Raw genomic sequence first — 15,436 nt, 5'->3', positions numbered from 1 at the left:
ACATGAGCACCAGCGACAGCATCCGCCTCGTCATGGCCGGCACACCCGGCGCGGGCAGCCCGACCATCGCCCCTAAACCAGGCGAAACCGACAAGACCGTCGAGTTCGATATCCCCGCCAGCGCCATTGCCGCCAACATCGGCAATGCCAACCGCACCTTTACCCTCAAGTACGAAGTGACCCGCAGTGGGGAGATAAAACCCTCTGAGATGGTGACCGTGACCGTAACACCGATTCCCACCGACGAACTGTTCAAAACTCTCATCCAAATCAACCAAGCCAGCGGCAATATTCTCGATCTCTCGACCATCACAGGAGGGGCCACCGTGCGCATTGGTGTGTGGCCGTTTATCACCACGGCTTGCCCGGTGTGGCTGGAACTCAAAGGCACGAAGACCGATGGTACGGACGCCAGCCTGACTCTATGGAATGGCGGGAGCGCGCAGACCAGCCCCACTTGGATCAGCGCCGGCCATTACCAGGAGACACATTCTTCCCCGTTCTTCGCCAGCCTCAAGGATGGCTCCACCTTGGAGATTCACTTCAAGGCATCCTTGACGACAAACAACACGGTGACACAGGCGATTGTCTTCCCGGTCAAGACCTACACCGTAAAAGCGGCTCTGAGCTTACCGCGGCCGGTGCTGGTGCAAGCCACGGGGTCAGGCGCCAATGTCACCTACGCTGCGCTGTTGGGTACCAACGGCGCCAAGGTGCGTGTCACCTACCCCGACATGAACACCAGCGACAGCATCCGCCTCATCATGGTGGGTACATCCGGCGCGGGAAGCCCGACCATCGCCCCTAAACCAGGCGAAACCGACAAAACCGTCGAATTCAATATCCCCGCCAGAGCCATTGCCGCCAACATCGGCAATGCCAACCGTACCTTTACCCTCAAGTACGAAGTGACCCGCAGTGGGGAGATAAAACCCTCTGAGATGGTGACCGTGACCGTAACACCGATTCCCACCGACGAACTGGTCAAAACTCTCATCCAAATCAACAACACCAGCGGCAATATTCTCGATCTCTCGACCATCACAGGAGGGGCCACCGTGCGCATTGGCGTGTGGCCGTTTATCACCTCCGGTTGCCCGGTGTGGCTGGAACTCAAAGGCACGAAGACCGATGGTACGGCCGCCAGCCTGACTCTATGGAATGGCGGGGGCGCGCAGACCAACCCCAGTTGGATCAGCATCGGGTACTTCGATCAACCAGCAGCGTACTCACCGTTCTTCGCCAGCCTGAGGGACAACTCCACCCTGGAAATTCACCTCAAAGCATCCTTGACGACCAACAACACGGTCGGCCGGGCGATTGTCTTCCCGGTCAAGACCTACACCGTAAGGGCGGTCCTGGACCTGCCGCTGCCGGTATTGCTGAACGCCACGGGGTCAGGCGCCAATGTCACCTATGCGCCGCTGCAAGGCGTAAGCGGGGCCAAGGTGCAGGTGACCTACCCGGACATGAACACCGGCGACAGCATCCGCCTCATCATGGTGGGTACATCCGGCGCAGGAAGCCCGACCATCGCCCCTAAACCGGGCGAAACCGACAAGACCGTCGAGTTCGATATCCCCGCCAGCGCCATTGCCGCCAACGTCGGCAATGCCAACCGTACCTTTACCCTCAAGTACGAAGTGACCCGCAGTGGGGGCATGAAACCCTCTGGGATGGTGACCGTGACCGTGACACCGATCCCCCAGACCAGCCTGCCAAGGCCGCTCATCAATAACCTTCCCCACAACGCAAAGCTGGACCTGAACACCTTCACCGGCAACGCCAAGGCGGCTGTCGCCAAATGGTCATTGAGCAATACCGGGCAACGGGTATGGATGAGCTGTACAAGCCCGGGTGCGTCTAACTTGGTGGTACTTAGCGCCTATTCCATCAGTGCGAGCGAGGCGAACAGTGGTGTGGCAAACAAAGATGTGCTGCGCACTTGGCTGCAGGGGTTGAACAATAACAGCCAGGTCACCATAAGTTGCAAGGTGACGTTTGATGGCAGTACCAGTGAAGCACAGGCTGTGTTGTTTCAATCGACCAACTACACACTGACGGCAAGACCGGCGCTGAGCATTGATACTTCGACGGTCATTCGCAACCAGACCTTGTATCTGTGGAAAGATAAAACCCATGAAGTAAGGCCCAGCAATGGTGCCGACCAATTCCAGCGCCAGGCCACTGGAGGGTTACCACCCTACATCTATACCTCGACCAATACGGCTTGCGCTGTCGTGGATAACAACGGCGTCGTGGTCATACGCAACAACGGTTCAACCACCATTACCGTGCAGGACTCGGAACACAAGCAAGTGTACTACTCCGTCTCGGTTTCCAACGTCAGGTTCTTCCAAGATACGTTCTACGGAGGCAGCTATAAAACGTGCACAAGCATGGCAAGTAACCGGGGCGGCCGGCTGCCCAATATGAATGAACTAAGGGCGATCTACGATACGTACAGAGGTAATTGGCCAGGGCAAGCCCACAGCTACTTCTGGTCAACGGACAAAGCCGGAGGCCTGTTACCGCAGTACTGGGGCAAACACTTTCGTGACGGTAACGAAGCATATACCACAGAACACAACACCAGCTTTCTTTGCCTAGTGGTGTTCTAGCCCATGTAAAAGCACCGGAATGGATTTAGCCCTTCATAAATCCATTCCGGCCACCGCTCGCGCTACAGCATCCGCCGCAACCCCACCTGTAGAGGCGGGAAAACTCGCATCTACAGGGTCAGGTTGCCTCGTTCCTCCTCAGTCAATTGCAACTGCGCCTGGTCGCTCAAGGGGCCTGCGCCAAGCACTTGCACCGGGCTTTGCCGGTTGTAGGCCGGGGCACGGCTGGCGCCTTCACGGGGGGCGGCCAAGGGTTCCTGGCCGTAGCCCAGCACCTTGACGGTCACCACCGAGGGCAGGTTCTGCCGCGCCGCGGCCTTTTGCTGGCGTGCCACGTCTTCGGCGGCCTGGGTGGCCGAGGTGGCGGCGGAACTGGCCGAGGTGATGGCCCCGGTGTTCACGGCCGCCACCACCGGCATGCCGGAAGCCTTGCCCTGCACCTGGATGTTCGCCGCGTTGACCACTTGCAGGGCATAGAGGTTGATGTTGCCCGACACCCGGATCCCCGCCTCGCCCGCATCGATGGTGCCCAGGGGTGCCAGCAGGTCGATGTCCCCCGCCGGTACTTCGGCAATCGGGGCCAGGGTGGCGATGCCCGCGCCGGAACTGGGCACGCTCGGCGCCAGGGCGACGTTGCCCCATTGGTCGTAGACCCGCTTGGGCGGCGTGTAGACCACCGTGGTTTTCGAGCCACGCCCGGCGTTGATGTCGCCCTGATCCGACCAGCCGAATATATCGCCGCCGAAGGTGGTCATGATGCGGCTCTGGCCCAGCAGGATGCTGCCCTGGGCATACAGCCCGATATTGCCGGCGCCCTGGGTGATGACCCCCGAGGTGGACGGTGGCGCCTCCCCTTCGACACCGAACACCTGCTGCCCGCCCGGGGTGAGCAGGTGGATGTCGCCGCCGAACAGGGTGTGGATCCCGGCGCCGCCATACAGGGTGATGTCGCCGTCGTAGACAATCGGGTTGCCCGCCACGTCGGTCTTGGGCAACAGGCTGGCGATAGCGTTGCGGCTGCGCAGGAAGCTGCCAAAACGCGGCCCGTCCACGTCGTTGTACTCGCGCCCACCGGCCCGCAGTTCGGCGAAGTACACATCACGGGCAAACACCCGCTGCTGCTCCGGCGCCAGGCTGGCGAAGTAGGTCGGGGCCTCCTGCGCTGTGCCGGCGTAGGCAAAGCGCGCCTGCAGCCAGGCCAGCAGTTCGGCCTCGTAAGTCTTGGCCACCTTGCCCGGTTGGCTGGCCAGGGCCTGGTCGCTGTGGGCGCGGCTGGCCGGGTCCAGGTAAGGCCGCACGAACTTGAGGTAATCCAGCCCCCCGGCGCCGACACCGGCCTCCATCACAATGCTCGCCCCCTGCCGCGTATCCCCCGACACCACCGCCCCCAGGCTGGTCACCGAGGCGCGGTCTTCCATCAGGATATTGCGTCCGGCCTGGAGTTCCAGGGTGCCAGGGCCGGCGATGTTGAAGCTGCTGTAGCGGATGTCACGCCCCGCCGAAACCACCGAGATATCGCTGGCGTTGCCATGCACGAAGAGGTTGCCACTGCTGGTACCCGAACCCGAGATATTGCTCGTGGTAGCAGCGATTTTCGTTGGCATCTGGGTCGGCATATTAAGCGCCGTACCCGAGCCGACGATGTCGCGCCCGGCCTTCATCCACACCGGGCCGGCACCCTCATAGCGGGTCTGGCCAATGCGGTCGCCGATGGTGAAGTTCAGTAGTTCACCGCTGCGCAGGCCGACGATGTCACCCGTGGCGGCGTAGAACCGCGCCGGTGTAGCCGAGAACGCGGCCCGCGCGCTGGCGGTGTTGGCACCGAAGGCGAACAGGGAGAACTCGATCTTGTTGGCGGGTACTGATTCGCCGCTCAGGTTATTGACCACCTGCTCAAGGCCATTCCAGCCGACAAAGGCCGGGGCAAACGGCGTTGGCAGGGTATCCAGGCTGGCACCCGACTGGCTGACGGCATAACCGCCGGCATAGATCGAGTTACCCGCCAGCAAAGCCAGGCGCCCGCTGTTGGACGGGGCCAGCAACAGGGAATAGGCAGAGTTGTTAAAGGCACCGTTGGCGCCCAGGGCCGAAGTCCCAAGGAAGATGCTGCCACTGGCGGCTACCGCACTCAATTTCGAGGGAAACAGGAAGCGCCCGTCCGTGGTGGAGTGGTTTTTGCTACCCTCAGGTGTCAACGTAGAGCCACGTACTACGGCACCGCTCTGCACGCTGGGGGTCATGCTGCCGCCGGCCGAGAACAGGTTGATGGCGGTGTGTTCGGTCCACAGGGAGAACCAGCTCTGCCCCTCGCCATACGCCTGGCCGTTGTAGCGGTAGGCCGAGGCATGTTCGGTCTTGATCCGCCCCGGATCGCCGGCCCCCGCCAGCACCAGGTCGCCACGGGTGGAGAGGTTCGCCGTGGCGTCCCCCAGCATCAGGGTCACACCGCCGGTGGCGGCGCCCCGGGTCGCGGTGTACGGCGAATAGGCGCGGCTCTCTTTGTCGTCATGCTGCCCCTCAAAACGGCCATAACTGAGGGCGATACCACCCAGGCTGCCCGCTTGCAGGTTGAGGGCGCCGCGCAGGTTGCTCAGCACACCGTTGAGGCTCAGGAGCTGTTGTGTGTAATCGCCAGGAGCGCCGGACACGTCGGTCCCTGGCAAGGCCGCACGGGCCTTGAGGTCCGGGTTGAGGTCGCCGCCCATGCGCACGTCCAGGTCACCGCCGCCGGTGAGCAGCAGCTCGCCGCCCGGGGTCACGCGCCCGGTGCTGCCCACCGCCAGCGCCAAACCGGCGCTGCGCGGTGCTCTCAAGCCGCGGCTGTCACCGCGACGAGCAAGCATGCCCGCATCACTGCCCAGGTCCAGGGTCAGGTTGCCGCCGCCCAGGGTGCCGACACCAGTGAAGCCCACCAGCCGCGGCATTGCCTCGATCTCGCTTCTTTCAAGGAGTGGGTAGGCCGTGTTGCCGCCGCCGGATCCCTTGATATAGGTGCCAAAGTTGATCCACCAACTGGTGGGGGTTTCGTCCACGCCCTGGATGTGCCCGCTGCCCTGGCGCCATAGCCAGTTGCCCAGGTTGGCACTGTCCAGTTGGGTGCGCCCATCGCCGATATACGGCACCACGCCGGTGTTCGGGCTGAGGATGTCGCCACTGAGGCTGCCACCGGCCCGCAGCAGCACGTTACCGCCCTGGTCGGGGTACCAGGCCGCATACAGGCTGTTGGGGTTTTCATTGACCAGGCCTTCATAGGCCTTGCCCGCACTGCCCAGGAGGGTGCCGTCGCTGGCGTTGCTGCGCGGGCGGTCGAAGGCCGGCGCCGCGCTGCCGGCGCGCGAGGCACTGGACACCCCGGCCGTGTAGATGCCGTACAGCGATTGCATCGCCACGTTGCCGGCCGCCACCAGGTCGAGGTCGCCGGTGCCGGTGCGCAGCACACTGAAATGCTGGGTAATCGGGTTGACCCGTTTGAGCGCACCGATAATCACCTGCTCAGGCACTTCAGGGGTGGGCAGGCCGACCACCACGCAGTCGCCCAATTCCAGGCACATTTCCTCGTCTGGGCCGGAGACCGCCGGGGTGCCCGGCGTGTAGCCGAACTCCCCTGCCGAATCGCCCCACACGTAGGTCGTCGTAACGCAGATGCCCGGCATGTCCGTGCACACGCCCTCGTCGTCCTCGGACACCGGGGTGCCGGGTTCAAAACCGAACTCCGTCCCCAAGTCCGTCCAATACAGGGCACCGCCCGGCTTGGCCGGTTTACCCGGGATGATGGTTTTCTCGTACACCTCGTACAGGCCGTAGTGGGTATCGGCCAGGGTCAGGTCGCCGGCGTAGGTGGGTTTGATCGCCCGGCTATCGGCGGCCGTGGTGTCGGCGCCCGACACCAGGCGCAGCGACCAGGATTGCGAGCCTTCGGCCAGCATCGTCGCCACCGCCCAGTTGCTGCGGGTGCTGGCGCCGGTGACGCTGCGCAGCGGCACCGACAGCACGCCGGCTGGCAGTTTGATATCCGTCAGGGACGGGATCAACGCGCCCACCTTGAGCGCCAGGCTACCGGCCAGCCGCACGCCGTCCGGCTCATCGTTGCTGAACTGGGCCCGGCCCGGCAGTGGCACACCGGCCGGCCAGGTCATCGGCCCCAGGCTGGCGGGGCCGGGCAACAGGGTGCCGGCATCGAGCAAGGTGCCCGTGGCCAGCACCAGCGGTTGCTGCAACAGGGTGCCGGCGGCGTACAGCACCTGGCCGTTGCTGTCGCGCACGGCGGCGCTGAGCACGGTGTTGGCCGGCAGGGTCAGCGGCGCTTGCAAGCTGCCCTGCACCGCCAGCACGGTGCCGGAGGCCAGGGTGGTGGCCTTGAAGGGCAATGCATAGTTGAGGGTCTTGCCGGCCGGGAACAGGCTGCCGTCCTCCAACACCACCCCAGGGCCGGGCACGATAACGTCGGCGCCGAAGCCCTGCATACCCGGGGTGAGTACCCAGCCCTTGTCGTCCGGGGTGGCCGGCGGTGGCGCGAAGCCGTCGTTGATGCTGCCGTAGATATCCAGGTTGCCACCAGCACGGATCACCAAGCTGCCCGGTTCGCCTGAACCGTAAACCGAGGTCTGTTGGGTATGGGGGTTGACGCTGGCGTAGCGGTAGCCGGAGAGGTCGAGGTCGCCACTGACCACCAGGTCGCCTTCGGTGAGGATCTGCACTCCGGGGCGCAGGTGGAAGGCCTCGCGGTATGCCGCGTTGTTGAGGCCCGCGAGCTGGCCGTGCATCAGCCCGTTGTTGGCCAGTGCGTGGTCGATGAACAGTTGGCTGCTCAGGTGCTTGGCATTGAGGTACGCCTGGTCGATCATCTGATACGGCCGCCCGCTGGCCGCCGGCACCGGGCCGACCGGGGCGTCGGTGTAGCGCGCCACGGCGTTGAGGCCAATGGAACGCGCACCGAAAATGCCCAAGCGGCCGCTGGCATCGATGGCGATGTCGCCCTGGGTCGGGTCGCCCGCATTCAGGCGCGGGGCGTTGAGTTCCAGGGTGCCACGGGCCTGGCCGTCGTGTTGGCCGGGGCCGCTGCCCACGGCCGCCGCAGTGCCGTGGCGCAGGTCGATGCGTGCGCCATCGGCCAGGGTCAGGGTGCCCAGGCCACTGTTGAGTTCAACGATGGCGCGGTTCGGCGAGTCGATGATCTTGCCGTAGCTATCGACCCGCAACTGCGTGCCATGGGCGTCGAGCAAGGCACTGCCGGCGAGGGTCAGGCCATGCTGGCCGGCCAGGCGAATGCTGCCGACCCGCTCGCCGCTGGCGTCGAGGGTGCCCAGCACCGTGAGGCTGCCGTTGTCCACCGAGACGTTGATCTGGCTGGCCTTGAGTTCGTTGCCGATCACCAGGTTGCCCTGTTTGAGGGTAAAGCTGCGCGCACCAAATACCTGGCCGTCGTTCAGGCGCTGGTTCAAGGCCACAAAATCGCCCAGGTATTGGCCGCGGATATCCACCCCCCCGGCCTTGTACGGCACCAGGGTGCCACCGGCGTCGTAATAGCCGCTGCTGCCCGCGAGAATGCGGCCCTGCAGATCGATCACACCGGCGCCCGCCTCGACCGCCACGGCCTTGAGCAGGCCACCCTGGTTGTTGTGCGCCGACAGGTCGATCACCGCACCCGCCCCCTGGCGGATATTGCCGTGGCGGCTCTGCAGGGTGACGTCGCCGCCCCAGCTATATTGTTTCTCGTCCAGCAGGCCCACGGTACGCCCGGCCAGGTCCAGCCGTGCGGCGTCGCCCAGGTGGATGTCCTGTTCAGCGCTGAGGGTCAACTTGCCGCTGGGCAGAACCACGGCAGTGTCCAGCCCGATGCTGCGGGCCGCCAGCAGCAGTTCGCCGCCCAAGGCCTGCACCGCCACGCCATTGGCCGCGCCGTTGCCATTGACGCGCAGGTCGCCGCCCACGGTGATGCGGTTCACCGAACCCGCTTCGCCGGTCAACAGCGGTGTGCTGATGGTCAGGTTGCCGCCGCTGTGGGCGTAGCCCTTGCCCGCTTCATAGGCGCCACGGGCCTGGTACACCGCCAGGCTGCCCTTGTGGTTGGCGGTGATGCGCTCGCTGGCCGTGAGGTTGACGTTGGCAAAACCCAGGGTGCTGCGCCCGTAATCCCCCAGGCTGTCGGCCTGGGTGTCGGGGCCGTGGCCGAACTCGATGCGCCGCGCCTGGACCTGCAGGGTGCCGCTGCCGGTTCCGGCCCCCTGGGCGATCACCGGCGCAGCCGCGTTCGGTGCCCCGCTCCAGATCAGGTTGCCGGTCTGGATCAGCGCCACGTCGTCAGCATTGCCCGCGCCGTAGATCGCCGGGGTGCTGAGGACCAGTTTGTCCAGCAGCGACTTGCCGTTGCTGTCCAGGGTACTCAGGGTGCTGCTGCCAAAGAAGTTCAGCGATTGCCCGGCGGTCAGCCCCAGGCTTTCCAGAGCCGGCGCGCCGCGTGAGGTGTCGCCGCGCAGCAGGCGTTCCATCACCTGCTGGTCCAGGGTCAGGCCCAGGGGCAAGGTGTTGCGCTCGGCCGCAGCGGCCAGGGCCTGCGGGGTGCCGACGTTGATGGCGCCCACCGCCAGCGCCAAGTGGCGGGTGCCGTAGCGCACCGCATCGTCGAGGGTGAAGGTGTGGTTAGTGGCGAAGGCGATCGTGCCTTCGGAGTACAGCCGCGTTTCATTGCCGCAGGCCGCCAGCGCACACTGGCCGACGAGGATACTGCCCGGCGCGCGGTCGCTGGTGGCCAGCGGGGCCAACATCTGCAAGCGACCATTGGAGACAGCCACCACCGTGTTGACGCCCGGTTGGTAGATGAAACCGTCGCCGGAGTCGTAGGCAGCCTTGCCACGCCCCAGGGTATTGATCGACGCACCCTGCTCGATGTGGATGCCGCCGTTCTCCATCCCAACCGGCGCGTTGGCGATCAGGAACACCTCCGGTGCCACCAGGGTCGCGCCTTCACGCAGGGCCACCGACCACGCTCTTTGCGCCCGGTCAAAGTCGACGAAGTTGCCGCCCTGGCCATACGTCACCGTGGTCGCGCCGCCCAGAGTCAGGCGGGCCGCGCCCAGGGCATTGAGGGTGTCGGCGTACAACGAAACCGTTTGCGGGTTGCTGCTGACGGGCGCGCCGCTGGCGAGGATCTCTAACCCCTGACTGGCGGTGACGGCAACGGTGGCGCCAAAACCGCCCTCGGCAGGTTTGAAGCGCGCCTCGCCTGCGAAGTTCAGGGCGTTTTGCGCCTGCACGCCCCGCGACAGCTCCAGGCGCAGGTTCTTGGCATCGGCCTCAAGCGCGGCACGGGGCACGCCGACCCGCACCTGGTCGGCGCGCACGAAGTCGGCATAGGAGGTTTCGTTGTACTGGGAATAGCGGCGCAACACGGCCGCCGGGGTGACGATCACCTGGCTGGCCTGGCTGTCGCGGATGCCGGTATGGGCAATCGACAGTTGCCCAGCCGTGGCCCAGGAACCATTGCGCAGGGCCACCGCACCCGGTACCGCGCCGGCGCTCAAGGCCTGGGCCAAGCCATTGACCTCTACCCGGAAGGCCCCCGGCAGCAAGGCATAGGTGGACGGCAACAGGGTGTAGGTGCCCGCCGGCAGGCCCGGCACGCCGCTGCCGATGCTGATCTGCTGGCCCGCCAGCGGCTGGCTCGCGCCACGCTCGCCATCGCTGGGCGCCACGTTGGCCTGCACCCCGGGGACGATAGCGTACACCGGGTTGGTGGCCAGCCCCGGCAGGGTGAAATGGCCGTCGGCGCTGATCTGCACCAGGGGGTTGTAGCGCGCATCGGTAGAGCCACCCCGCCCGGAAACAAAAGCCGCACCGAGCAAAGCGCCGCCGCCGGACAGGTCCAGGACCGCCCCCTGCTGCACGTCCAGGGTTTGCCCCAGCAACCGGGTTCCTACCTTCAGGTTGCCGGCGATGTCGGTGCCGCCCACGCCGAGCAATTGCACCTGCTCGCCGTTGTAGCGCCAGGTCACACCGTCCAGCGTGCCGCCATAGGGCAGGGTCAGGCCGCCGGCGCTGACCGAGGTCAGGCTGCCGGGCAGTAGGTTGACCGAACGCGTCGCCCGCTGCACGCCTGAATCAAAGCCCAGGGTCAGGTTGCCCATGGGCGCGCGCAGCACCCCTCCCTGCTCGATATGGGCCGCCGCCAGCGACAGGCTGCCGAACACCGAATAGGGTTGCGCCGGGTCAAGGGGGCTGACACGGCCAATGCTCAGGGTGCGCTGCACATCGAAATCGACGTTGGGCCCCAGATAGCCTGCCCGCACCCGCGCAGATGCGCCGGTGGCCGGATAGATTTGCGCGGCGGCCAGGTGCAGGTCGCCCGGGGTGGTCAGTTCAGTGAGGGCCGTTTTGCTGGTGCCGGCCAAAAAGCGCAAATCGCCCTGGCTGACCCACTGCGCCTGAGCGAAGCCACGGCGGTCGAACACACCCGCCACGTGCTCATGCTGGCCGGCGTGGCCACCGAGGGTGACTCTATCGCGCACCTCCAGCAGCGTAGCAGCCGCCACCGACAGGTTGCCCGCCGCGGCCTGCTGGGAAACCGTGTCCTGAACCGTGGGGCGAATCTCGTTCGCCGGCCCCCCTCCAACATTGCCGACACCCGCCAGACGCACGTGTGGCGCCGCCAGGCTGACACGGGCCTGGCCCGCCGCGTTCTCACCCAGGGCCAGCACGTTGGCATACAAGCTCAGGCTCTGGCCCAGGCGCAGGGACATATCGCCGTCGAAGCTGATGGCGCCATTGCTCAGCAGGTTGAGGTTATCGAAACCACCCTGCTCGACCTGGGCCACCGTCAACCGCCCTTGGCCGTACACCAGGGTATCGGCCACCTGCGCCGCCGTCGCGCCGGCCAAGGCCGGGGCCTGGGTCGTGCTCAGCAGCAGTTCCCGGGCCTGGCGCACCCGTTGCGCGGCATCGGGCAGATAGAGGGGCGTTTCCAGGGCCATGCTCAAGGTGCCGCCCGCCGCACCACTGCCACCGGCACTGGCCTTCAAATCCCCTGCCAGGTACAGGCCATTGCTGGAGGCCAGGGAGATGCTACCGCCGTCGCTGGCCATCAGGGTTGGCCCGCCGCCCGCCAGGTCCACCCGCGCCTGGGTGCCGGACGCATCCAGCCGGGCGCCTTCGCGCACCACCACAAACAGCTTGGCCGCATCGGCCTTGCCGGTGGCCGGGTCGATGGTACCGCCCACCACTATGCTGCCGCCCTTGGCCACCGTGCCATAGTGCCGGCCCCGGGCATCCACCGCCGTGCTGGCGCGTGCGGCCACATCCAGCAACGCATGCTCGCCAATCCAGATGGAGCGGCCATGCCCCACCGCTTCTACCGGTTCGGTCACCGAGGCACTCGGTGCAATAGCGCCCAGGGTGATCTGCCCGCCCCAGGCGCTGAGGGTGCCGTCCACCGTCAACTGGCCAATGCTGCGCACCTTGATGGCCTGTCCTGGGTCGACACGGATCAGCGCACCCTGGCCGATCTCGGCCTGCACCCTGGCCATCTGCGCCGCATTGGAGATCAGAGTGCCCGCCTGCAAGCTCAGGCTGGCGCCCTGGCGCTGGGTGAGCCGGCCCTTGATCGGGTCCGCCAGGGCCAGGGGCGGGGTCCACAGCTCCAGCGCCGCCCCTGGCGCCGAACCTACGGCCAGGCCCTGGGCCGATTCCTTGAAGCGATACACCGGCGTCGTCACCTCGACCTGGGTGCCGTCGGCCACCCGCAGGCCCTCGTTGCCGGTGATGTCGTAGGCGGAGAAACCCTTGTTGAAAAAGCCACCGCCCAGGTGCAGGGCGGTAGACGCCGGGTCGCGGGCCTGGTCGCTGATAAGCACTTCGCCGGCCTGCACACTCATGCGCCCGCCCCCCTTCACGCCGTAGCCCTGCAACTGGCCATCGAGGGTCAGGACGCCGCTGGCGCCTGCGGTGTTGGCGTTGGCGGCCAGGCTCAGGTCGCCGCCCTTGCCACCGAGCAACTGGCCCTTGACCCCCAGGCCCGCGCCCGAGGACACATCCACCGAGGTGCCCGCCGCCAGCGTGACATCGCCACTGCTGCGCAGCGCCACGCTGCCACCGTTGAGGTAGGGCAAGCGGCTGATGTCGCCCGGGGCGAGCACTTGGTTGCTCCACAGACCGCTGGCATCTAGCCGCGCCGCGTTCTGCACCAGCAGGGTGCCGCGCCCGCCGAGGGTAAAGTCCTGCTTGCCTTGGTCACCGAGGGTGGTGACCTGGGGCTGTACGTTGCCCAGTTGCAGGCGCCCGCCATGGGCGGTCAGGTTGGCGTTGACCTCGATATCCGGGCCATACAGGGTGATTTCCCCGCCGCTCGCCACCTGCAGGGCAGCGTCTACCTGGATCGCGCCCGTGGCCGCGACCTTGAGCGTGCCCAGGCCTATGGCGTTGAGCCGGTCGCTGTCCAGGTGCAAGGTGCCACGGCGCTCTTCGGGCAATACGCTGGCCAGGTCGAGGCCGGCGGCGATGGCCTGGGGGCTGTGGCCCAGGACGACGTTCTTGAGCGTGCCGGCGTTGGCCCCGAGGACATATTCCAAGGCGCCGCGGTCCTTGATGTACCAGGGCACATAGCTGCCCACCACCAACTCGGCGCCGCGGGCCACGGCGGTCTGCGTCTGCCGGTAGCCTTCGAGCCCGGCCTGGGCGGCCTGCACTTGGCGGTCCCCCTGGAAGGTGTCGCCGATGACCTGGCCTTCGAGCACCGCGTTGGTGGTGCCGATGACCAGGCGCCCGGCATCGCGCCCGACGGTGTAGCCGGCCTCTGCCCGCTCACGCGGGGCAATCAGCGGGTTGTAGTAGTAATCGGTCACGCCCCAGCGCGGGCTGTGGTCTTCATAGCCTTTGTAGAGGCCGCTGTAGAGGATGTCGCCAGGGGCGCGGGACACCTCGAACAGGCGCCCGTTCGCCGCCCGCAGCCAGCTCTGTTTAAGTTTGCCGCTCTGCACATCGAGGGTGCCGCCAGACAGGTTGATCTGCGAGCCTTGCTGGGTTACCACGTCGGCGCCGCTGAAATTCACGCTGCCGCCCTGGGCCATCCACTCGCCCACGCTGTGGTTGCGGGTACCCAGGTAGCCGCCCACTTCCAGCAGGCCACCGGCGGTGTACCAGCGGTCGGTGGCGTAGCCGTTAGTACCTGCGGGCACGCGCACCAGCTCACGCACATCCACCCACACATCGGTGCTGTTGAGCTGCTTGCTGTCGCGGTTGACCGAAGCGTCGCGCTGCTCGTTGCCCTGGATATTGACCTTGACGCTGTTGGCCTCCATCGCCACTTTGACGCCCACGGCGCCGGAGACGTCGATCACCGCGCCGTCGCGCAGCAACGCGCGCTGGCCGGCCTTGACCGCCACCTGCCCGCCGGTGGCCAGGGTCACGGAACCTGCACGAAAGTCCACGGTGCCGGCGCTGTTGATCTCCACGAGGGACTGGTCGCGACGGTAGGTGTCGGCCGACACCACGTTGCCTTCCTGGTTCAAGACCGGGGTTATCAACCCCGCGCGCTGGCTGTCCAAGGCGTTGCTGCTGTCCAGCAGGATGGCGCTGGTGCTGCCCTCCCCCAGGCTCACACTGGCGTCGCTGCCTGTGGCGTTGAGGTGCAGGGTGCCACGGGCGTCCACCGAGGAGCTGGACAGCAGCACACCGTTTTGCCGCACCTGGCGCCCGGCCAGGGTGATATCGCCGGTGGCCGCCTGGATGCTGCCGCTGTTGCTCACCTGGCCGGCGCCGCTGACGCTGACTTCATTGCCGCGGGTGGTGGAGCTGGCGTTGCCGTCCGTGCCGTAGCCCTTTTTGATAATGAAACTGTCGCCCGCCGCCAGGGTGGTCTGGCCCCGCGCCGTGTTGATGGCACCGGCGTTTTCCACGTCCTTGCCCAGCAACAGCACGTAGCCACCGCCGGCCGTGGAGGTGGCCGGCGCGTGGGTCTGGATCTGCGCGCCCTGCTCCACCAACACCTTGCCAGCGGCCTGGGTGAAACTGGGGCTGGTCGTGTTGGTGCTGTACAGGCCACGCTGGGTGAACTGCTCGGCAGTGAAATCGGTGGCGGCGGCCACCAGGTTGCGCACGTTGACCTGGCTGCTGCCGCTGAACACGATGCCGTTGTTGTTGACGATCAACACCGTGCCATTGGCCTTGAGCGCGCCCTGCACCTGGCTGGGCGCGGTGCTGTTGTTGACCCGGTTCAACGCCGCCCAGTCGGCCTGCTGTTGCAGTTCCAGGGTGGTGTTGCGGCCAATGTTGAAGGTGTCCCAGTTGAGCACGGCCTTGTCTGCCGTCTGTTTGATGGTCACCAGGGTCTTGCCATTGGCATCGGTCTGCACCGGCCCCTCGGCATTGACGAACAGCGGCTTGCCGTCGGCGCCGATGACCACATTCAGGCCATTGCCACCCAAGCCGTTGTGAATGGTCTCCAGCCCCGCCTTGGCCCCCGCCCGCCCGGCCGCTTGCGCCGCCTGTTGCGCGGCAATCGCTGCCACCGTGTTGTTCAGCGTGCTCAAGGAACGCTGCAACTGGGTGTTGGCCCGTTGCTGCTGGGACAGCGGTGGCGGCGTGCCCGGCAAGCCGGCCCCCGGGCGCGCCACACCGGCCGCCTTGGCCGCGCCCTTGGCCGCGAACCAACCCGAACTGAACGCCTGGGGCTGCGCCCCATAGGCCGAGCCCGCGAGCATCAGCAAGGCAATGGCATGGGCCAGCGGCTTGAGCCGCAACACCGGCTGCGCGGCAGCTTCACGGCGGTGGGCAACGGGAGAGGCAGTCGGTTTGGGCTGGGAACGCATCACTTACAGGTCCTTTTC

2 protein-coding genes are annotated in these 15,436 nt (G+C 66.3%); one reads left to right on the top strand and one right to left on the bottom strand.

From position 1 onward, the window contains the following. A partial coding sequence (locus AC19YR_RS19530) for an immunoglobulin-like domain-containing protein (protein WP_500599774.1) occupies nucleotides 1-2,621 on the top strand: 2,621 nt, incomplete at its 5' end. Nucleotides 2,622-2,731: 110 nt separating this feature from the next. On the opposite strand, the gene AC19YR_RS19525 is transcribed toward AC19YR_RS19530, so the two are convergent. Further along, nucleotides 2,732-15,418, bottom strand: a complete 12,687-nt coding sequence (locus tag AC19YR_RS19525; RefSeq protein WP_500599775.1) for a putative filamentous hemagglutinin family protein — start codon at nucleotides 15,416-15,418, stop codon at nucleotides 2,732-2,734. Between the last annotated feature and the right edge of the window lie 18 nt (nucleotides 15,419-15,436).

This window comes from Pseudomonas sp. MF08817, from assembly GCF_059862705.1.
This window is presented reverse-complemented; position numbering and strand designations above follow the sequence as displayed.

Excerpts from the sequence above, each read along its gene's own strand:
- AC19YR_RS19525 (WP_500599775.1), bottom strand. The coding sequence starts at position 15,418 with ATGCGTTCCCAGCCCAAACCGACTGCCTCTCCCGTTGCCCACCGCCGT.